The organism is Paenibacillus gansuensis, from assembly GCF_042684925.1.
Classification (GTDB): domain Bacteria; phylum Bacillota; class Bacilli; order Paenibacillales; family DY6; genus Paenibacillus_N; species Paenibacillus_N gansuensis.
Genome location: NZ_JBHUME010000009.1, coordinates 56,709 through 78,461, shown reverse-complemented (window position 1 = coordinate 78,461; position 21,753 = coordinate 56,709). Strand labels below are relative to the sequence as shown.

Genomic DNA, 21,753 nt, shown 5'->3' with positions numbered 1-21,753 from the left:
CCACGGAATGCCATATCCATCTTTTCCGGTAGGAATTATCAAAAATATAATGACAAACCAGATTGGCTTCGATTATAATCATTTTGAAATACAGGAGGACAAGCCATTGATTGTGCTTTCTAATCTGGTGAAGGACTACAAGACGAAGGGGCAGTCTGTCCGCGCCCTGCATAGCATAAATCTCACCATACCCAAAGGTCAGATATACGGCATCATCGGTCATTCCGGAGCCGGGAAGAGTACGCTCATCCGGTGTATCAACCTGCTAGAGCGTCCTACCGACGGAAAAGTAATGGTAGACGGAGTGGATCTGACCTCACTGCCGGTAAGGCAGCTTCAGGTGCAGCGGCGGAAGATCGGCATGATTTTTCAGCATTTCAACTTATTAACCTCGGCTACCGTGTTTGAAAATATCGCGTTTCCGCTCAAACTTGCCCGCAAGCCCCAGGCGGAAATCAATAAGCGCGTGACCGAGCTGCTGGATCTAGTCGGGCTGACGCAGCACAGGGACAAGTTTCCCGCCCAATTGTCCGGTGGTCAGAAACAGAGGGTAGGTATCGCTAGAGCGTTAGCGAATGACCCGAGCGTATTGCTTTGCGACGAGGCGACCTCGGCGCTGGATCCGCAGACGACGAATTCTATTCTTGCCCTTTTGCTCGATATTAACCGCAAGCTCGGATTGACCATTGTTCTAATTACCCACGAAATGCAGGTCATCCGATCCATCTGTGATCAGGTGGCCGTGATTGACGGGGGACAGATTGTGGAATCCGGAAAGGTCATCGACGTCTTTTTGCATCCGGAGCATCCTACGACGCGCGAATTCGTCGAACAGGTATCCGATTCCTCGGAGCTGGGCGAAGTGCTTGAGAAGGAGAAAGCGGCCGGCACTCATCAGGTCATCCGTGTTACCTTTCTTGGAAATATTACTTACGAACCGGTTTTGTTCGAAACAATTCGGGAGCTCGGAGCAAGCTTCAGCATCCTTCAGGGGACAATTTCCCGTATGAAGGACATGCCTTACGGGCAGCTGATCGTTAAGATTGAAGGCAACGATACACAAGTTCGCCAGGCTGTAGACACCCTGCGTGTACGCGGGCTGGAAGCGGAGGTGATCTAAGATGGCGAATTGGTTTATGGCTGTGGAGACGAAAGGGTTTTGGGACATCGATTTTTCTACGGTAGATTGGGCGGATATTTGGCAGGCAACAGAAGATACGCTGGCAATGCTGGGTTTCTCGGCTTTATTCACGATCATTGTAGGCTTGCCTCTTGGCGTGATGCTGTTTTTGGTATCCAGAGGTCAGATGCTTTCGAACCGGCCGTTGTATTGGGGGTTGTCGCTGATCATTAACGTGCTTCGTTCGATTCCATTCGTGATTTTGATGATTTTGTTCATGCCGTTTACCAAATGGATTATGAACACATCCATCGGTGTCGAGGGATCCATTCCTCCTCTAGTGATCGGTGCGGTACCTTTCTTTGCGCGTCTGGTAGAGGTGTCTTTGCGTGAAGTGGACCGGGGTGTCATTGAGGCTGCTCAAGCGATGGGGGCTTCCCATTGGGAAATCGTCCGGCGCGTACTGCTTCCGGAATCCCGTGCCGGGCTTATGGCGGGGGCCACAATTACCACAGTAACCCTCGTTTCCTACACGGCCATGGCCGGCCTTATCGGCGGCGGCGGTTTGGGGGACATGGCGATCCGGTATGGATACCAACGGTTTGATACTGCGGTGATGCTGATTACAGTCTTTATTTTGATAGTACTTGTCGCTTTGCTGCAGGCAGCTGGAGACAGGCTTGTGATCAGGTACAGCCGGAAATAAGTTAGGGCATTTATTTTGATATAAAGTGACCTTGTCACTTCTATATAATGTTGTTTTAAGTATAGAAAAAGGGAGTGTTTTAGATGAGAAAAGGTTTACTGGCTTTCCTATTAATTACCTTAATTGCACTTACTGCTTGCGGCAACAACAATGCGGGCGATAACGCCCAAGGTTCCAACGGCGGAACAAATACAGGCGCGAACGGCGGCACAAATGCCGGAAATGCAGAACCTGTGAAGCTCGTGGTTGGCGCGACCGCAGTGCCTCACGCTGAAATTCTGAACTTCATCAAGCCGAAGCTGGCTGAAGAGGGCGTGGAGTTGGAAGTGAAAGAATTTACGGATTATGTGCAGCCAAACGTGCAAGTATTCGAGAAGCAGCTGGATGCAAACTTCTTCCAGCACCTTCCTTACCTGGAGGATATGAATAAAAGCAAAGGTATGGATTTGGTACAAGTAGTAGGCGTGCACATCGAACCTTTTGGTGCTTACTCTAAAAAAATTACCAAAGTTGATGAGCTGAAAGAAGGAGCGAAAGTGTCGATCCCGAACGACGCAACCAATGCAGGCCGCGCTCTGGCTCTTTTGGAGAAGAACGGATTGCTGAAGCTGAAAGAAGGCGTTGGGGTCGCAGCTACCGTGAAGGACATTGTAGAGAACCCGAAAAAGCTGGAAATCAAGGAACTGGAAGCAGCTATGCTGCCTCGTGTACTGGATGAGATGGACCTGTCCATGATCAACACGAACTATGCGCTGGAAGCCGGTCTGGACCCGACCAAAGACGCTTTGTTCATCGAGGGCAGCGATTCCCCTTACGTAAACATCCTTGTTTCCCGTCCGGACAACAAAGACTCCGAAGCGATGCAGAAGCTGGCCAAAGCTCTGACTACGCCGGAAGTGAAGAAATTCATCGAAGACAAATATAAAGGCGCTGTTGTAGCGGCGTTTTAAGAACTTAAGAAAGTATAAGTTTTCGGAAACGAAAACGGGCTTTTTTACATGGCGAATAAAGCATCAGCTACCTATGGCAGCAGATCGGAACACAGGTGTCCTCCCGTTGGGAAGGCGCCTGTGTTTTTTTGTTTTGAGTTTATGCTGTTCCACTGCCCTGACACTGCCGTGATCTAGCTTGGATCCACTTCAACGAAGCCCAGGGAGCACGAACCGCTCCAAAATGCCGCGGGGATGGCGGTAGTGCCCCGCGTTCGGGTTGCCCGTGAACACGGCGACGAGGTCGAGTTCCGGGAAGATGCTGATGAGCTGGCCGCCGTGCCCCAAGGCGCAAAAGCTCTCCTGCCCGCCGACCGGGCCGCACCACCACTGGTAGCCGTACCGCCCATAGGCGGGAAGGCCCTCGCTGTGCGGGCGGGAGGCTTCGCGGATCCATCCTGCCGGAACCAGCCGGCGGCCCTGCCACTCGCCTTCGCGCAGGATCATCTGGCCGAATCTGGCCATGTCCTGCGCCCGAAGGCGGAGGCCGATGTGGCCTGCCGTATGGCCCTGCGGATCCGCGCTCCACTGCGCCCCCGCGATGCCCAGCGGGGCGAACAGCTTTTCCTGCGCATAGTCCAGCGCAGGACGGCCGCTGATCCGCGTCAACATCGCGGACAGCAAATGCGAATCGGGGCTGCGGTACAAGAACGCGCCCCGTAATCCCGGCTCGACCGGCAGGCGCAGAATGAACCGGACCCAGTCGGGGCTACGGTGCATCCGGTGAATCCAGCGCTCGCCGAGGCGCTTGCCGGTCTGCCAGTACAACCCGGACGTCATCGTCAGCAGGTGACGGACGGTCGTTTCCTCCGCCAAGGGCGAAGGACTTGGCGGAAGTTCCTCCGGGAAGAAGCCGTACACTTCCCGGTCCAGCGAATCCAGCAGGCCGTCTTCGAGCGCGATCCCGATGAGGGTCGTGACGAAGCTTTTCGTCGCCGACCGCAGCTCCATCAGGTCATCGGCGGTCCGGCCTTGATAGTATCGCTCGTGCGCCAGCTTTCCTCCGCGCACCAGCAAAAAGCTGTACAGCTGCTTATGCTGCGCTGCGATGTAGTCCTCCGCCTCCGCCAACAGCTCCGGGCAAATTCCCGCCTCTTCCGGTTCCGCCCGGTCCCACATGTTCTCCATAACTGCCCATCCCTCCCGATCATTTCTATTATGTCTATATCAACGCCAATCTATGAGCTTAAAACAAGGGTTCCCGTTTAAAACGATGCTAGACTTCCAATACTGTTACTAGAGTCTGCCCGGTTCCCTGAAACCGGCACATGGCGGCGTAGAGGAGTAGATCGGTATGGACGTTAACAAGGGGATCCCCAGAAGAAAAGGCCGCAAACCATCGGGCCTGACAAGCCTCCTCTGGATTACGGCAGCAGTGCTGCTCTTCTATATCTGGCAGTCCGGCTCGCATGCCACCGGCAGCGGGACGATCCAGCAACAACGGGCCAGTGTCGTACGCGTTCTGGCTGTCAGCAGTGACGGCACGCTGTCAATAGGTTCCGGATGGGCCGCGGGCAGCACCGCAGGCACCGAAAGCCCCAACAGAAGGGACAGTACAAACAATCCCAACGGCACCAACGGCACTGACAGCATCAACAGCATTGACAGTACCAACAGCACCGGCTTTCTCCCAGCCTACGGGACCTCAAGCATCGTCACAAGCGAGCACGTTGTCCGCGGAGCGGCGGAAGTATATGTGCAGTATGTAGATGAGATTATTCCCGTAGTGAAGATCACATCAGACGAGGGCATAGACGCTGCTGTCCTGGAGCTGGAGAGTCCGCAGCCGCGGCTGCTGCCCCTGAAACTGCGAACCGGAAAACATGCCGAACCGGCGGAAAGCGTTTGGTCGCTTGGTTTCCCGGCTGTTTCCGATGAGGTACTCGGCAGGATGCGCTCAACGCCGGAAGAAGTCACAGTCACGGACGGAATCATCAGCAAAAGCACAGCCGATGCACAGGGCCGCGGCATGTATCAGACGACGGCAGCCATGAATGGAGGGAGTTCCGGCGGGCCTTTATTGGATGAAAAGGGCAGAGTAATCGGGATCAACACTTTCATGGCGCTTGATGGCTCACAGGGCATCTTCGGCGCAGTCCGGTCCGACGAGCTGCTGCCGCTTCTCGAGAAGGCCGGCGTCCGTTATGAAATTGCCAGCCGCCAGCTTCTGTCCCCGCTTTGGATCGACAGGCTGCTTTCCGCAGCCGGCGGGGCCGCCTTGTTCGGTTTATGGGCTTGGCTGAGAATGTTTCGCCGGATGCGCAAAGCCGGGCTGCAACTTTTGGATGCTCACCATCGTTAAATTTGTAAGAACTTGCCTGTTTGAACTGCGACAAAATCGTTTATTTTGTTATAGAACTAGGGGACAAGCCATAAATAAAATTAATTAAATTTTTACACAATTCACTGTTAACCCTGGTTCAGGATTGTTATAATGGGGTATATCCGCCAAATGTATTGAAAAATACATAAACTTGCTTTCTTAGCTATACACTACAACCATGTCAACCCTGTCCAGGCAGCTGCCGGGCGGAGCGACGCACCGAAGACTTACCAGAACGTGCTTTTTTATGACAATGGGAGGGATCTGTGTGGCCACAAGACGTAATGATGAAGTGAAAGAAAGTGTAATGGAAATGGCTCGGATTTTTCAGCCCAGGGATCCAAGGAAGTTTGTAAAGGAGTATGTGAAGAAATACAGAATCATGGGCGGATACGAAGACGAATTGACGACGATTGTGGAAGCGGAATTGAAGCGCATGAAGATGGCTTCGGTAGCTCAGGGATAAATTAAGTGTTTGACAGCACTTTCAGCTACATAAAGTAAGATGATACAGCGCCTTTCGGGGCGCTTTTTTGCTGTGATGCCGTAACTTTACGCATTTTAATTTTATCTTCGCCGTCCCGGAATAGCCCCAAGTTTGGTCGTCAAGCATACATATGATATAGTAAAATCACGCGAATAACGGAGGGGACATCTTTGATCGTCAACAAAACGAAAGAACAAATCAGCAAAATGCACGACGCCGGCAAGCTGCTTGCTTCGGTGCACCATGAGCTGCGCGAGCGTATCAAGCCTGGTGTAACGACATGGGAAATCGATCAGTTTGTGGAACAGTATATCAAGAAGCACGGCGCCATTCCGGAGCAGATCGGGTACAACGGCTATGAGTATGCCACGTGCGCATCGGTAAATGACGTTATCTGCCACGGGTTTCCGAAGAAAGAGCAGCTGAAAGACGGAGATATTGTGACTATTGACATGGTAGTCCGCCTGGACGGCTGGTGTGCCGATTCGGCCTGGTCTTATGCGGTGGGGACGATTTCGGAAGAGGCGGACCGCCTAATGCAAACAACGAAAGAAGCATTGTACCTGGGGATCGAAAAAGCGGTCGTCGGCAATCGGATCGGGGATATCTCTAACGTAATCCAGAAGTTCGGGGAAAGCCGGGGCTATGGTGTCGTAAGGCAGTTTATCGGTCACGGCATCGGGTCCAAAATGCATGAGGAGCCGCAGGTTCCACATTACGGTCCGGCGGGCCGCGGTCCGGTCCTGAAGGAAGGGATGACCATTACAATCGAACCGATGTTCAACACCGGAACGTATCAGGCGGTCATCGATTTCGACGGATGGACGGCTAGAACGAAAGACGGCGGATTATCGGCTCAGTACGAGCATACAATTGCTATTACTAGTGACGGACCGCTGATTTTGACGGAGCAGGACGTGTAAAGTAAGTAACAGTAACAACAGCAAGGAACCGGATTGACGGGGAAATGTGTACTAAATGGGGGAGCGGCGTGCCATGCAAATGGAGCGTATGATTACCGCCTCCGGTCTGCAAAAGGACCTGGAGGCGCTTGGTGTAACCAAAGGAATGACGGTCATTGTCCATAGTTCCTTGAAAGCTTTGGGGGGATGGGTCTGCGGAGGCCCGCAGGCCTTTATTGAGGCGCTGGAGGGGGCCGTCGGGCCGGAAGGAACGGTGGTAATGCCCACTCAGTCGGGTGATTTGTCCGAGCCTTGTTACTGGATGCGGCCTCCGGTACCCGAAGAGTGGTGGGAGACGATCCGGCAGGAGATGCCGGCATACGATCCGTCGTTGACACCGACCCGGGGCGTCGGCATCGTGCCCGAGACGTTCCGTAAACAACAGGGGGTCAGCCGGAGCTCTCACCCGCAGTGGTCGTTTGCTGCCTGGGGCCGCCATGCGCCTCAAGTTACGGAGCATCACGGTTTGGACCAGGGCCTCGGAGATCCGTCGCCGTTAGGCAGGCTGTATGAGCTGGGCGCCTACGTGCTGCTGGCCGGTGTGGATCATGATAAGAATACGTCATTGCACTTGGCCGAATACCGTGCGGACTACGCCGGCAAAAGAAAAGTGCAGCAAGGCTCTCCGATGATGAAGGACGGGCAGCGCCAATGGGTGGTTTTCAATGATCTGGAACTGGACAGTGACGATTTTCCGGAAGTCGGGCGGGCGTTCAATGAGGAAACAGGCTTAGTGAAAGAGGGCTTTATAGCCGGCGCCCGTTCCATGCTGATGCCCATGCCGGAACTGGTGGATTACGGGATCGGATGGATGACGCGATTTCGCGGCAATGCAACGGAGGAAGGATGAGAACAGATGGATGAACGGACATCCTTGTCCATAGGGGATATTGTAAAGGCGACTTACAAAACCGGGGAATACATAGGCGAGCTTACAGAATTATCCGCACCGCGCGGCGTTGTGAAAATTTTGGCGGTCATCAAGCATCCCACCCAAGGCGACCTTCACCGGATGTACGAAGCGGACGTGGCTTTCTTTCATCAGCGCAGGGCGTTAAGCTACACCGAGAAAGCGCTGGTGCCGTTGAACGCCATCGAACCTTATACCGGCAGCATTCCTCCTTATAAAGAGTCGCTTCGTAAGGCGCTGGAACTGGAGATGGAGATGCTCAGCCGCACGGAGCAGTGGGCCAGGTTATCCCTGGAACAGCTGGAGCTGCTGAAGAAGGATTACGCTTTTTAGGTTCCGGAATCAAAATGAGATCCATCGCATTCAGTTGAAAAAGACCGGTAATCGTGTTATGATACCTCATGACCGATTGACCGGTTTTGTATTTTAGTCATTTTTATAGAGTAAAGAGCTTGTTATTTCAGCATATTGGAGATGAATGTATGTCTATCGACCGCAGAAAGCTGATTGTGGAAGCGGCGGCAAAGTCTTTTTCCCTGTTCGGGTACAAGGCGACTACCATGGATCAGGTAGCAAAGCTCGCTAACGTCGGCAAGGGGACGATTTATACGTTTTTTGCGAATAAGGAAGAGCTGTTTGACGAGATTTTGCGCGACCTTATTATGGAAATGAAGCATGCGGCAGAAGAAGTGTATGTGGAAGGCAGGCCGTTTTTCGAGAACTTGCAGACGGTTTTGTACAATTTGCATGACCTCCGGTCCAGGCACGAACTGGTTCTTAAGCTGTCCCACGAGGTTCGGGACATGGGCACTCCCATGGCACAGGAAGCGATAATGAAGTTGGAACACCACGTTATTTCCTATATTGAACGGAAGGTGCAGATCGCTATCGACCGCAAAGAGATCAAGCCCTGCAATCCTCAGATTACGGCTTTTATGATGGTGAAGATGTATTTGGCGTTGGCGACGGATTGGGGCAAGTACCACCCTCCTTTAGATAAACAGGCCATTGCGGATTTGTTTCAACTGTATTTGCGCGACGGGATCCAGGCTGACGGTATGGTTGAAAAGGGGTAAGGCTCCTTTTTTTTTGCATAAAATGACCAAATGAGAAATATAGTCACTAAGTACAATGTTCAAAGAGCGTTTGAAAAGGAGTGGAACGAAATGAAGGGAATTCAACAATTCGGCCGCGAGCTGAAGGCCATTGTGACCAACCGGAAATCACTGATCCAGATTACAGCGGTGCTTCTGATCCCGATGCTGTACAGCGGTATGCTGTCCGGGGCGTTTTGGGATCCGTACGGGCATCTGGACAGGCTTCCGGTAGCCGTTGTCAATCAGGACCGCGGTGCCGTTTATGAAGGAAAGCAGCTGCACATCGGGGAAGATCTGGTGGATGAGCTCAAGGAAAGCAAAGACTTCCATTGGGAATTCGTTGATAAAGCGAAGGCGGACCAAGGGCTCCAAAACGGCGATTATTATATGGCCATAGAGATTCCGGACCATTTCTCCAAGCAAGCGGCCACCTTGACTGACGATAGGCCGGAGCCTGCTGAAATTCAGTTTTATACAAATCAGAGCTCTAATTTCCTGGCATCGCAAATCGGGAAAAGCGCTGTGGAGAAACTGAAAACGGAAGTGTCCCAAAATGTGACCAAGGCCTATACCGAGGCTATGTTCGATCAAGTGAAAGAGCTGTCCGACGGATTGGCTAAAGCCAGCGACGGAGCCAGCGAGCTGGACGAAGGGACCCGGAAAGCCAAAGACGGGATCGCGACGATGGAAGCAAACCTCGCGAAGCTGGCGGACAGCACGGTTCTCTTCGAGAACGGCGTCGGCAAGCTTTCCGAAGGCGCCGGGAAGCTGAAGAGCGGGACGATCGCTCTGCAGAGCGGAGCGCAAAGCTTGAATGCAGGGCTGGCGAAGCTTAGCGATGCTCAGGCGCAGCTGACGGCAGGCGCTGGTGAGGTTGCCGGCGGGGCCGGCGGCCTGCAGGCAGGAGCCGAGCAGCTGAGCGTCGGCCTGGAGCAGCTGGGTGCCGCCGCGGGGCAGTTGGCTGACGGAGCAGCCGCAGCGGAGCAGGGCGGCGCGAAGCTGGCGGACGGCCTGAAGGCGTCCGCCGAGGGCGCCGGGAAGCTCGAGTCCGGGGCGAAGGGCTTGGCGGACGGCTTGGCGAAGTACGTCGAATCCAACCCGCAGCTTGCCCAGGACCCGGGCTTCCAGAAGCTGCTCGCTGCCAGCAAGCAGCTCGCCGAGGGCGCGGCGGCTTCCGCCGAGGGCCAGCGCCAGCTGGCCGCAGGGGCCGAGCAGCTCCAAGCCGGGCAGAGCCGGCTGAGCGAAGGGCTCGGCACCTTCGGCGCGAAGCTGGCGGAGGCGGGCAGCGGTGCCGGCGAGCTTGCGCATGGCGCGGCGAAGCTGTCAGGCGGTGCCGGCAAGGTGCACGACGGCATGCTGGCCTTCGGCAGCAAGCTGGCGGAAGCCGGCACGGGCAGCGCGAAGCTCGCGCAGGGCGCGGGTGAGCTCGCCTCCGGCGCGGCGCGGCTGGACGGCGGCCTGGCAACGCTTGCCGCCGGGGCCGGGCAGCTTTCGGACGGCTCGCAGAAGCTGGACGAAGGCGCCCGCAAGCTGAACAGCGGGCTGCAGGAGCTGTCGGACGGCACAGGGGAGCTGTCCGGCAAGCTGAGCGATGCCGCGAAGGAAACGTCCGGCATTCACAGCGACGACAGCACATATGAGATGTTCTCGAAGCCGGTCGGCGTGAAGACGGTGGAAGTGACGAAGGTGGAGAACTACGGTTCCGGCTTTGCGCCTTACTTCCTGTCCATCGGGCTGTTCGTGGGCATGCTGATGCTGACCATTGTCTTCAGTGCGGCAGAGCCTGCCGTTCGTCCGGCGAACGGATGGAGCTGGTTCGCAGGCAAAGCGTTGACGCTGATTACCATCGGCGGAATACAGGCGCTTCTGGCTGACGCCGTTCTGCTGTACGTCCTGGGGCTGCATGTACAAAGCGTACCGTATTTTATCACATTAAGTATTGTGACCAGCGTGACATTCATGACGATTATTCACTTTTTTGCGGCTGCTTTCGGCAACCCGGGGCGTTTTGTCGCTACCCTGCTGATGATTCTGCAGCTGACGTCATCGGCCGGCACGTTCCCGATTGAATTAATTCCGGAACCGTTGCAGCATGTCAGCAAATGGCTGCCGATGTCCTATTCGATCGAGGCGTTCCGCGAGGTCATTTCGGGCGGCGACTTCTCCGTCGTGTTGGGAGACATGCTGATTATGGGCATTTACATTGGTGTGTTCTTTGCAGCTATGCTTATTTTGTTTGTAATTAAGTTTCGTTCCAAGTACAAAAATACACCCAAAAGTTCACATGGCAGCACTGCTGCGTTTGTATAAACTTAGGACTACCTTTTTGAATCGGTAATAGCAGGATAGCGGCTATTACCGATTGTTTTGTTATCGTTCCATATATTAGTTAATGTTGGTATCGAATTATGATGATCCATTTTCATAACTGAAACGACGCTTTCATAAAATAAAATGTAAACGATTTCACCAACAGAGGAGGCGGTCGTACATACTGGTGCGGCAAGCGAGCGTTTCTTTTCTCGCTTCAGCGTTACCGCTTTTCAACTTTTCATTGGAGGAGAACATTGATGAGGAACAAGTTTTCATTTGTACTGCTTTCGTTCGTGATGATGGCGGGACTCCTATTCTCGTTTGTGCAGCAGCCCGTCGCTCATGCGGCTTTCGGCGCTTCCGATTTTCTAAAAACGAGCGGAACCGTAATCAAAAACAATTCCGGTACAGGGACCATCGTTAATCTTCGCGGCCCCAACCTCGGCGGGTGGTTGCTGCAGGAAGCCTGGATGTCTCCCATGAATACCCCTGATCAGTATACGCTGACTAAAACGCTATGGAGCCGCTTCGGAACGGATATGAATCACAGTCTTCAGCAGGGTTATCATGATGTGTGGATTCAATCGAGTGATTTAGACAATATCCAGAGCATGGGACTCAATGTGGTACGGGTGCCGATGTATTGGGAGGACTTCATGAATCCGGACGGCAGCATGAAACCGGACTCTATCTCTTTCCGGGAGCTGGATTGGGTTATCAACCAGAGCGCGCTCCGTAACATTTACGTAATTCTGGATTTCCACGGTATCCAGGGAGGGGATTGTCCATGGCAATCCTGCGGCATATCGGACTCCAATCAGTTATGGAGCAATCAAACTTACCAGGACAGAACGGTGCAGATTTGGGAGCGAATCGCAACCCGTTATAACGGCAACCCGGCGGTGGCAGGGTACGATTTAATGAATGAACCGTTGGTTACAATGGGATCGGCGGAAAATGCTGCACAGGTTAAACAAAAATATGATTTATATAACCGCCTGTACACAGCGGTTCGCGCCAAAGATCCAAACCATATCATTATTGTAGCGGCGTTCTTCGACTGGGAGCAATCCTTGCCGCCGTCGACATACGGCTGGACGAACGTTGTCTATGAAACGCATCATTACAACACGACGAACTATAATGATTGGAATTTGACTAATTCCATGATCGATAATTGGTTGACCAAAATGGCCCAATATCAGACCAATTACAACGTCCCGGTTTACGCAGGCGAGTTTTCCTTCGGTCAGCTTGATTTGACAGAGAAATGGCTGGCCGGGCTGAATAATTTGAACGCCTCCTGGTCCAATTGGTCGTATAAAGTAACCGGTGGAGGAAACTGGGGTTATTATCATAATAATATGAATCCCGTACCGGATATTTATAATGACAGCGCAGCGACTATCACGTCCAAGTGGAGCAAGTTCGCCACAAGCTATTTCCAAGCTAACACACCTTTCATTAATGTCGTTAAAAAGTATGCCGGCCAAAGTCCAGTTAGCCGTACAACATCGAGCATAAAAGCTATGGCAAACAATAAATTTGCTTCTGCCGATAACGGAGGAGCCAGTCCATTGGTCGCAAACCGCGATATAGTTAATGATTGGGAAAAGTTTACCGTTGTCTCAAATTCCGACGGGACGGTCTCTTTCTTGTCCAAGGCCAACAATAAATACGTAACGGCCGATCTGAACCAAGATGCGAAGCTGATCGCGAGAGCGGCCACCATCCAAGGATGGGAAAAGTTCCGTTTGATCGACCGCGGTAACGGAAAAGTGGCCCTGCTGGCGCTAGCCAACAATAAGTACGTCAGTGCGGACTTGAATTTAGGCGCCGTCCTTTACGCGAATCGCGATACGGTTCAGGGCTGGGAAGAGTTTGTCATTAGCTCGGCGCCTTAAAGTAAACGTTCGCAAAGGTTACATTAAAACCAGCCATCAAAGGCTGGTTTTTCTTATTGTAACAAGGTTCCTTAATGACAGATTACTAATGCGAAATCTGTTAATTATAGTTTTAATCCAATAGAACTATAAACCTCCTATTATTTTCTTGTGAATCTCCACAATTCACCAATTTATGCTATAATAATGCACATAACATTAGTATTTTAGTATATTAGTACTAATTATCATACCGAAAAGGCAAACCCATCGTAAGGTGGAGACGCAAAGTCATGGGTCCTGAGAAGGATCGCCAGACCGCCGAAGTGTTGTGCAAGGCAGGGAGTATTATGCCGTAGAGCCGAACGCTTGGATGCGTTGCGGCTCTTTTGTTTTTCGGGGAATAAGGGGTGGGAATGTGATAGGTAAGAAGAAGTTTGGTAAAGGTTTGGCCGGTTTGATAGTTTCATCACTATTGTTTAATTTATTGCCGGTTCCAGTATGGGCGGAGGCTGCCGATCGACTTGGCGAGGCCGTGGCTGCCGGTGTAGAGGCGATCAAGGCCAATACGACGGCAGGAGAGGTGCAAGATCCGTGGACCGATGATCCGGACCGGACCGAAACTCCGAAATTCTACTCATTTGAGGGGGATCAAGTATTTAAAGAGCGTCCCGATATGGAGGAGAAGGGCGGTAAAGGCAACGCATACTTGAAGCTGTCGGATGCGGCGGATATTTTTCCGAACGATAAAGACCAGATGACCATATCTTGGACTGATAATTTGAAGAAGTGGATCGACTCGCAGGAAGGGGAGCCGGTAAATGCTCCCGCGGGTTATACCGTAACCCTAAATTTGAAAGAAGTCGGTACTAAGAAAATTTATCCATTGATGACCGCCAGCAAGGATAGCAGCGGTGTGAATCAATTTATATGGACAGGGAAGGACGCTTCCGGCAAGGAAATTCCGGATGGAGTCTATCACTTGCAGCTTACAGCGCACGCGTTAACGGTGAAATTCTCTATTCCTTCGGAAAGTCCGGGCGGACAGGCTGATATCAAAGAGGTCCCGGCTCCCCAATATGATACCGAGTTCAGGATGGTCTTGCTGGACCGCACGGGGCCGGAAATTATGGGCGTACATCCGCTTGGCGGCGGCAGCTTAGCGGTGGAAGTCCGTGATTTGGTTGCCGGAATGAAGAAGCTTTCTGTGAAGGGCGATACCGAGAAGGTGAAAGTGTGGGAGACCGCCCCGCTTCGGATCGCTTTGTCCGCACAGCCGGGCGATGCGGAAGAGATGCTTATCACTGCTGTAGACATCGTGGGGAACAAGACGGAGGAGAGGCTGCCGGTCCGTCCGTTCATGCCTGGAACAGGCTCGGAAGATCATTTGCCGAACGTGGAGTCCGTGGTGGCAGACAAAGAGGTGAGGGTGAACCTCACGACCGGCAACGGGATGCAGACCTTCCAGGGATTTACTCAGAAGAGCCCGGGCATCGACCTGGACGTTTATTTTACATACAATCACCAGAACCGGCAGAAAGGTCCTTTCGGCTATGGCTGGAGCTTTAATCTGGACTCCCGATTGACAAAATGGACAACCGGAGACATCACCTGGCAGGGCTTCGACGGAACGCTGTATTGGTTTAAGCCGGAAGGCAATGATTATATCACCTATACCAACGGGCAGAAGCAGCATTATCCCAAGTTGAAGCTGGACCCGAATTTGGATAGCGAGGATGACAAGAATGCCTTCATTATCGAGTGGCCGGATCAGCTGAGATACCGTTTTAAGAACGACGGACGGTTTTGGTTGATTCAAGACCGGAATGAAAACCAGATCTATTTTGAATGGTCAGGCGTGCTTACGTACCCTACTCTTGATTACAGGATTGAGTCAGTATATGACACGAACAAGCATCGCGTCGATTTCATATACGATAAAGATACCGATAATATAAAAACGACTATCATTACGAATCTTTTAGGCCATGCGGATTTAACTGTCCAACAGAAGTTTTTCTACATGTACAATAAAGCAGGAGAGTTTGTAGGCTACAGGGACCCTTCTAATAAACTGATCCGCTTCGTCTATGATGACCTGCACCGTATTTCGAAAGTAGTAGACAACGGCAATAATGATCGCGAAGAGAGCGGGATCACACCGGAATCGGTGGTGACCGACTGGGTCTATGACGGGCAGAACCGTGTCACCCGGATGGGCATGACGCGCAAACAGGACCAGAAGGAAGAGTTTGTGGGCGTTGCCTACGGAACGAAGGAAGCGAAAGTATCGCACCCGCTCGGTGATTACACCTTGAGATGGAACGACGCTTTCCGTCCTACCGAGAAGGAAGAGACCGTAACCACGGAAAACGGGCAAGAATTGGCGAAAACAACCTATACTTACAGCGCCAACAACCTGATCCGGCAGGCGGATCCGTTACAAAGAGAGCAAAAATACAAATACAATGACCATGATCAGGTGGCTGCAGAGCAAAGTCCTTCCGGGCGCATCGTGTATTACGAGTATGACGACCAACAGGATTTGAAAAAGGAGAAGGGTCCGCACGGCTATGAAGTAAACTACAACTATGTGAAAAAAGGCCGACATATCCTATCCAAGACGACAACGGTAACGGCAGTTGACCCGGCTGGCGTAAATCCTGACCAAACTATCAAGACGGTAGAGGAATTTACCAGCAAAGGACTGTTGGCCAAGCGAACAGACGGTGCCGGAAATGTATTCAATTATACCTATGACGATAAAGGCTTTGTTACTTCGGACGATACCCGTACCTCATATAAGAACGATGACAACGGGAATCCTTTGGAGACGATCACGGACGAGGGCACGCCGGACGAGGCGAAGACGGTCTCGGTTTATAACAGTGTGGATTGGCTGGAGCACCGCGAAGGGCCGACCGGTTTGACCGAGGATTTTGAATACGATCCTTGGGGCCGGGTAGAGAAACATATTTTGAAAGACAAGAATGACCCGTCTAAAGTAATCACACGTAATTATAAGTATGACGATGGCGGCAATGTAATTGAAGAGTCGGACGATCAAAGAAAGACCATCTACACTGTAGACGGAGCCGGCAATACACTTAAGAAGGTGACGACTCCTCTTATCGATGCAAACGGGGAACGTCTGGAAGAGAAGTTTGTGTACGATAATCGGGGCCTTGTTTTAAGTTATACGGATCCGCTCAAGGAAACGACCGAGACGAAATATAATAAAGCCGGGCAGCCGGTGAAAACGATCGTGAATCCTGATTCTATTGAGACAACCTACGAATATGACGAGGGCGGACGGAAGAAAGCGGTCATTGCGGATGACGGCGGACGTACGGACTATGTCTATGATTTATGGGACCGCGTGTTAGAGGAGAAGCAGCTGATTAAGCCTGTATTTCCAAGCGAAATATCGGTGAAAGCAGCATCATTATCCGCTTATACCGCCATAACGGCGAACCGTTACGACAGCGCGGGCAGACTGATCGAAAAGAAGAAGCCGAATGATGCGTGGACCCGCTATATCTATGATGGCAACGGCCAAGTAACGGACACTATCATCGGCGGGCCGGTTCCGCAATGGAACGCGACGTTATTGGCAGCAGGAACACCTGATTCGCTGTATGCAGGGCATGAAGTGCTGAGCCGTCAGCATACAACGTACGATAAGCTGGGACGTCCTCTTACCGAGACGGATGGGGAAGGGCATACGACCAAGTACAGCTACAACGGGCGCATGACGGATATCCAAACCCCCGCGCTCGATGAGTTTGGACGGGAAGTCTATTATTCAAGCAAGCATTATGTGGACCCTGCAGGAAATACAGTTCGTTCCGTTTCGGAAGCCAATGAGGTTTCTACGATAAAGTATGACGCTTTCGGAAATGAAGTGGAGACTGTTAACGAGGAGAATCAGAGGACGGTAAGTGTCACCGATGCATACGGCCATGTGTTTCAACGGGTGGAGGATGTGGATCGGAAAGGCGCCAAACAGACTTTTGATTACGTGATAGATAATTGGGGACATGTGAAAAAAGAGCGTCGCCAGCTGGAGGATAACAAATGGGCGGAAACAGACTACCTTTATTCTCCGGACGGCCGTTTGGAGGAGGAAACATCTCCTGCCGGACTCAGAACAATATACAACTATGACGCTCACGGAAGATTGGAGAAGACGATCGAGCGGAACCAGATCGTGGTAGACGGTCAAACAACAGTGGAAGAGCGGAAAACGGATTACGATTATGACGCTTTAGGACGGCAGATTAAAGTAATCCAGCCGGATCTGAGCAAGGAGGTTTCGGTATACAACACAGCAGGTCAAATTCTGTTAACATTCGACGGGAACCAGAACATTACGGAAAACCGGTACGATGCAGCAGGTCTTACGACAGATACGTTTCAGTACAAAAAAGGCACGGTCGACCTCACTCCAATCAACATCTCGGCTTTAACTCACTATGTGTACGATGGAGCAGGGAACGTGGTGCTGGAGAAAGATCCGAACGGCAATATCAGCCGCTCCATCTATGATAAGAGCGGGAATTTGACAGAGCAGGTCTATTATGAAGAACCGTCTATGGCCGGCAAGAAGATTGTGAACCGCTACAGCTATGACCCGCGGGGTTTGACGACAGCTTTTACGGACGGCAATAACCATACGACAACGTATGCGTACGACGCCGAGGGGCAGCAGACGGTAGAGAAGGATGCGTCTGGTCATTGGATTAAGTATGAATATACTCCTGCAGGGTTCATCCATGCGGAACGCCGTCCTCTAGCCCGTGATACGGTATGGGGATACGATTATCGGGGCAACAAACTGGAGGAGAAGGATGCTCGAGGCGAGGTAAAGCTATTCGCATTGGATTTGGACGGCCGAGTGCAAACGGAGAAGAACCGGATCGATGAAGTTACGAGCTATGATTATAATGATACCGGTGAAATGACCCTCAAGAAGACCTCGGACGGCGCTGAGTATAAGTATCAATATGATTCGGCCGGAAACAAACGGGCAGAGAGCCGTCCGGTTTATGGAAGCATCAAATACGACTATGACGGGAGAGACAGCCTGACCCACGTCATAGAGCAGCAAGCGGCAGGCAGCGAACTTAAGACGACATATCAATACGATGCAGAACTACACCGCACAAAGCAGGTGGATGGAAATAACCTGGAGACATCGTATGATTATGACGAGTTGGGTCGCCGCAAGCAGAAGGTAGTCGTCCGTAAAGAAGCGGGACAAGACGTCTTCGAATATGATTACGACCCTAACGGCAATGTGCTGCTGGAGAAGAAACCGGGTAATGTAGTTGTTAATTACAAGTATGATTTCATGAACCGTAAAGTCCGCGAGGACTATAACGACGGAACTTGGTTTACGTATACGTACGATAATGCAGACAACATGAAGACGCGCGAAGGTGCGGATGGCATCATTACCTATGATTATTACTACAATAATCAGCTGAAGAAAATTTCGTACCCGAACGGCAATACCGTGGTCTATGAATACAATCTGAATGGGGAAAAGACAGCGGAAATCATCAACGGCGTTCGGACGGATTTTGATTTGGACGCGGCTGGAAGGCCGAAAGGATATACAGACAGCAAAGGCTACTACTATTCGTACGATTACGATGACGAAGGCTATGTAAAAGCGATCCACTATCCTAACGGAACGGTAACATCTACAAACTATGAAGCGGATCACGTCATCGGTACCCAGAAGACAGCGACCGAAGCGGGACAAGAACTCCATGCGAGCGTATATGCCCACAATGCGCGGGATTTCATTACCGGTATGCAGGAGCAGGGCAAAAAGTCAGGCTACGCCTATAATGACCGGGAGCAGCTCCGTCGGATCGAAACGCCGGAAGGCGATGTGATGACATATGAATATGACGGCGCAGGCAACCGGACGGTACGTAAAACAATCATTCAGGGTACTGTGATCGACAAACAGCAGACCATTACGACAGAAGAGCTTGTTTTGAAAGTGCTGGCTTCCTATGGAATCAAGCCCCCTCAATCAGATCCGACCAATCCGGCTCCATCTGATCCGGGTGAAGTTCCGTCATGCGGTCCGAACGACAACGGCAACGGAAATGGAAACGGACATGGCAACGGAAACGGTAACGGTAATGGAAACGGTAATGGCAACGGAAATGGTAATGGAAACGGTAATGGCAATGGTAATGGTAATGGTAATGGTAATGGTAATGGTAATGGTAATGGTAATGGTAACAACCATGGCCATACAAAAGACAAGCTCCAAGCAGCTACAGCCAACGCGAACGTAAACTCAACTGAGATCGGTAAAATTCTCATGGCCGCAAATGAGCCGTCTGGTAACGGTAACGAGGGTGATCATGGCGGAGGCAACGGGAATTCCGGCGGAAATGACGGCTCGGGCGGCTCGGGCAACGGTAATCCCGGAAACGGCAATGGTAATGGCAACGGTGATACCGGCGGAGGCAACGGCAATGGCGGAACTGGCAATCCCGGCAGCGGCGGTGGCAACGATAACGGCCACGGTAATGGGAACGGAAATGATAATGGAAATGGTAACGGCAACAGTAATGGCAACGACAATGGCCATGGCAACGGTAATGGAAACGGAAATGGTAACGACAATGGACATGGTAATGGCCATGGTAATGGAAACGGAAACGGAAACGGTAACGGAAATGGAAATGGAAATGGAAATGGCCACGGTAACGGCAACGGCCATGATAAGGGCGACGTCAAAGGTAACGGTAACGGAAAGGGGAACAACGGAGGCTGCGGCTGGTTAAAATCGTTGGATAAAGGCAAAGGCAAGAAGCTGGGCCTTTACAAAAAGCTAGGCATCCTTCCAGGCCCAGACGGATCCATAAGCTCTACATTTGAAACCGGCCAACTCGAGCATATCCTGGCTGCGATCGATAATGTCGTCAATGGGGAGGTAAACCTTCCGCCGGGTGAGCATACGAAGCTGTTTGAGCGCATCCGTCAAGTAGGAGCAGGGTATACCATCATCGGCGCGAATTATAAGTACAACAGCCGAAACCAGCTGGAGTACCGCGAGAACCTGATCCGCTACGAAGCGTATAACTACAACTATGACGATCAAGGAAACCTGCTGACCGACGAACGCAGCAAGTATGAATGGAACAAGCTGGGACAGCTGACCAAAGTCACGTTCCCGGACGGGTTCGGCGAGAAATACGACTATGACATGCTTGGACGCCGGAGCACCAAGACACAGTTCAACCATCGCGGCGAAACCCAAGAAGTTACCCGGTATTCGTACAAAGGCGACACCTGGGTCATTACCGAAGAATGCGATATCAACGGCAACGTGACGAAATCGTACACCCACGATATCAACGACCGTCCGCTGACCATCACGTACAAAGGCCAAACGTTCTGGTACGTATATAACGGCCATGGCGATGTATCTGCCCTGACGGATAAAGAAGGCAACGTCGTCGCCCGTTACGAGTACGACGCATGGGGCTTAGTATCCCGGATGTACAACCGATTAGGTGAGCGCGTACGCGAGGGCATAGGCTGGATCGGCGACCTCGGCACCGGCAACGGCAGCCCGGGCTCCGTCCAAGGACCGGAAGACGGCAGCGGCAACACCGAGCCGGATTATCACCCGGGGAACGGAAACGGAAAGGGTAAGACGAAGTCGGCGGACGCTGCAACAAGTACAGTTACAGCGACTGAGTCAAGCGCAACCTCAGCTGATGCGCCATCTACGGAGCCGAACTTCGAACAAGTCATGTCTGACATGGTGACTGACGAGACCAAACCGGCTGAGGACTTCTCTACCGAGTTGGTCAAAGAGAACCCTTATCGCTATGCGGGCTACTATTGGGATCGGAAAACGCAGTTCTACTACCTGCAAGCCCGCTACTACGACCCGCGGCCGGCCCGGTTTATCTCAGAGGATAGCTATGAAGGAGAGATAGAAAATCCTCAAAGCTTGAATTTGTACAGTTATGTACAGAACAATCCGTTGATTTTTATTGATCCAACCGGTCATTATTGTGTATCTGCCGATGGAAGAAATGCACACCCGGGCAAATGTAAGAGTGCGACGGGATATTGGGTTCCGGATAAGGATGGTCAATTAATAATAACGGAAAGCAAACTTATGGGGCTGACGGGCTATCATAGAGAACATGTCTATGAAGAAATAGCTAATAGAACAGGACAAATTATTTGGTGGAAAATTGATGTTGCTCGATTTAAACAAAATAATCCTGTTCCCAATTCTCAGCCTGCAACTGGAACAGACTCGAGTATAATTAACCAAAGCTTTAAAATTTTGGAATTAGGAGAAAGAAGCATATATAGAAATGGAGTGTTAAAAAACTCAGTAAAAATACTTCAAACCGCCTCTGCATCAATCAAAGTAAACTACACAAAAGATATGAATGTCACGATGAAGGGAAAGACAATAGAAATAGAGGACAATAAAGGTAGTACCGTTGAAATAACATTTTCGGGCGGAGACATTAAAGCTAAGAAAAATATGCAAGTTGTTTACAGTCATGATATAGGTGAAACTGTAAAATTAGCTGATCTTTCAGTGAAAAGTAAATTTTCTCCGCATATGTATGTGAGGAGCGATGGATACATTAATGTCTTTGATGTAGTATCAACAGTAACAGTCCCGATGCATAAAATCTTAGGAAATGTTCTACCAAAAAAAGTGAAGCTAGATGCGGAAATTGAACTCGCGGCAAAGGTAGGAGTTAGTAAAAAAGATACTGCTGCAATTACTGCATTATCGGCAGGGGCGGCTGCAACGGCAGTAGGTACAGGAGGTTTATTCGTAACTATCTATAGAGCGGCAGCTATTTGGTAACTCTTATAGATCAATGGGCTAGGACCCAGTAATCATCAGATTGTTGGGTCTTAGCACAAAAACAAAACAGGTTGGTGCAGAT

13 protein-coding genes and 1 riboswitch are annotated in these 21,753 nt (G+C 51.3%); of the genes, 12 read left to right on the top strand and 1 reads right to left on the bottom strand.

Annotated features, from left to right (window positions below):
* Positions 1–106 precede the first annotated feature (106 nt).
* The 3 genes from ACFSUF_RS15560 to ACFSUF_RS15550 all read left to right on the top strand — a co-directional run bounded on the left by ACFSUF_RS15560 (position 107) and on the right by ACFSUF_RS15550 (position 2,776).
* Positions 107–1,120 carry a methionine ABC transporter ATP-binding protein gene (locus ACFSUF_RS15560; protein ID WP_377604044.1) on the top strand — a complete coding sequence of 338 codons (1,014 nt, stop codon included), beginning with the start codon at positions 107–109 and terminating at the stop codon, positions 1,118–1,120.
* Positions 1,121–1,136: 16 nt separating this feature from the next.
* Entirely contained in the window at positions 1,137–1,826 is a 690-nt protein-coding gene (locus ACFSUF_RS15555; RefSeq protein ID WP_377604457.1) for a methionine ABC transporter permease, read from the top strand.
* Positions 1,827–1,909: 83 nt separating this feature from the next.
* Positions 1,910–2,776, top strand: a complete 867-nt coding sequence (locus tag ACFSUF_RS15550; RefSeq protein ID WP_377604042.1) for a MetQ/NlpA family ABC transporter substrate-binding protein — start codon at positions 1,910–1,912, stop codon at positions 2,774–2,776.
* Between the two features lie 189 nt (positions 2,777–2,965).
* Here ACFSUF_RS15550 and ACFSUF_RS15545 read toward each other — a convergent pair whose 3' ends face one another.
* A complete protein-coding gene (locus tag ACFSUF_RS15545; protein WP_377604040.1) occupies positions 2,966–3,943 on the bottom strand; it encodes a serine hydrolase domain-containing protein in 978 nt (325 codons plus the stop codon).
* A gap of 166 nt (positions 3,944–4,109) precedes the next feature.
* On the opposite strand from ACFSUF_RS15545, the gene ACFSUF_RS15540 reads away from it, so the two are divergent.
* From ACFSUF_RS15540 to ACFSUF_RS15500, 9 genes are all read left to right on the top strand, one after another.
* Positions 4,110–5,117, top strand: a complete 1,008-nt coding sequence (locus tag ACFSUF_RS15540) for a trypsin-like peptidase domain-containing protein (protein WP_377604038.1) — start codon at positions 4,110–4,112, stop codon at positions 5,115–5,117.
* Positions 5,118–5,406: 289 nt separating this feature from the next.
* Complete coding sequence (locus ACFSUF_RS15535) at positions 5,407–5,604, top strand: hypothetical protein (protein ID WP_377604037.1); 198 nt, start codon at positions 5,407–5,409, stop codon at positions 5,602–5,604.
* Positions 5,605–5,795: 191 nt separating this feature from the next.
* A complete protein-coding gene (gene map, locus ACFSUF_RS15530; RefSeq protein ID WP_377604035.1) occupies positions 5,796–6,548 on the top strand; it encodes a type I methionyl aminopeptidase in 753 nt (250 codons plus the stop codon).
* 73 nt (positions 6,549–6,621) lie between these two features.
* Positions 6,622–7,437 carry an aminoglycoside N(3)-acetyltransferase gene (locus ACFSUF_RS15525; protein ID WP_377604033.1) on the top strand — a complete coding sequence of 272 codons (816 nt, stop codon included), beginning with the start codon at positions 6,622–6,624 and terminating at the stop codon, positions 7,435–7,437.
* A gap of 6 nt (positions 7,438–7,443) precedes the next feature.
* Positions 7,444–7,830, top strand: a complete 387-nt coding sequence (locus tag ACFSUF_RS15520) for a kinase-associated lipoprotein B (protein ID WP_377604031.1) — start codon at positions 7,444–7,446, stop codon at positions 7,828–7,830.
* A gap of 149 nt (positions 7,831–7,979) precedes the next feature.
* A complete protein-coding gene (locus ACFSUF_RS15515; RefSeq protein WP_377604029.1) occupies positions 7,980–8,573 on the top strand; it encodes a TetR/AcrR family transcriptional regulator in 594 nt (197 codons plus the stop codon).
* Between the two features lie 90 nt (positions 8,574–8,663).
* Positions 8,664–10,904: a YhgE/Pip family protein gene (locus ACFSUF_RS15510; protein ID WP_377604027.1), complete on the top strand. Its 2,241-nt coding sequence runs from the start codon at positions 8,664–8,666 to the stop codon at positions 10,902–10,904.
* Positions 10,905–11,164: 260 nt separating this feature from the next.
* Positions 11,165–12,811 carry a cellulase family glycosylhydrolase gene (locus tag ACFSUF_RS15505; protein ID WP_377604025.1) on the top strand — a complete coding sequence of 549 codons (1,647 nt, stop codon included), beginning with the start codon at positions 11,165–11,167 and terminating at the stop codon, positions 12,809–12,811.
* A 229-nt stretch (positions 12,812–13,040) separates the two neighbouring features.
* A riboswitch (cyclic di-GMP riboswitch) is annotated at positions 13,041–13,116 on the top strand.
* 92 nt (positions 13,117–13,208) lie between these two features.
* Positions 13,209–21,671 carry an RHS repeat-associated core domain-containing protein gene (locus ACFSUF_RS15500; protein WP_377604022.1) on the top strand — a complete coding sequence of 2,821 codons (8,463 nt, stop codon included), beginning with the start codon at positions 13,209–13,211 and terminating at the stop codon, positions 21,669–21,671.
* Positions 21,672–21,753: the final 82 nt, after the last annotated feature.

What these genes read in the sequence shown, in the direction of transcription:
- ACFSUF_RS15555 (WP_377604457.1), top strand. Translation starts at nt 1,137, where the DNA reads ATGGCTGTGGAGACGAAAGGGTTTTGGGACATCGATTTTTCTACGGTA.
- ACFSUF_RS15550 (WP_377604042.1), top strand. Translation starts at nt 1,910, where the DNA reads ATGAGAAAAGGTTTACTGGCTTTCCTATTAATTACCTTAATTGCACTT.
- ACFSUF_RS15545 (WP_377604040.1), bottom strand. Translation starts at nt 3,943, where the DNA reads ATGGAGAACATGTGGGACCGGGCGGAACCGGAAGAGGCGGGAATTTGC.
- ACFSUF_RS15540 (WP_377604038.1), top strand. Translation starts at nt 4,110, where the DNA reads ATGGACGTTAACAAGGGGATCCCCAGAAGAAAAGGCCGCAAACCATCG.
- ACFSUF_RS15525 (WP_377604033.1), top strand. Translation starts at nt 6,622, where the DNA reads ATGCAAATGGAGCGTATGATTACCGCCTCCGGTCTGCAAAAGGACCTG.
- ACFSUF_RS15520 (WP_377604031.1), top strand. Translation starts at nt 7,444, where the DNA reads ATGGATGAACGGACATCCTTGTCCATAGGGGATATTGTAAAGGCGACT.
- ACFSUF_RS15515 (WP_377604029.1), top strand. Translation starts at nt 7,980, where the DNA reads ATGTCTATCGACCGCAGAAAGCTGATTGTGGAAGCGGCGGCAAAGTCT.
- ACFSUF_RS15510 (WP_377604027.1), top strand. Translation starts at nt 8,664, where the DNA reads ATGAAGGGAATTCAACAATTCGGCCGCGAGCTGAAGGCCATTGTGACC.
- ACFSUF_RS15505 (WP_377604025.1), top strand. Translation starts at nt 11,165, where the DNA reads ATGAGGAACAAGTTTTCATTTGTACTGCTTTCGTTCGTGATGATGGCG.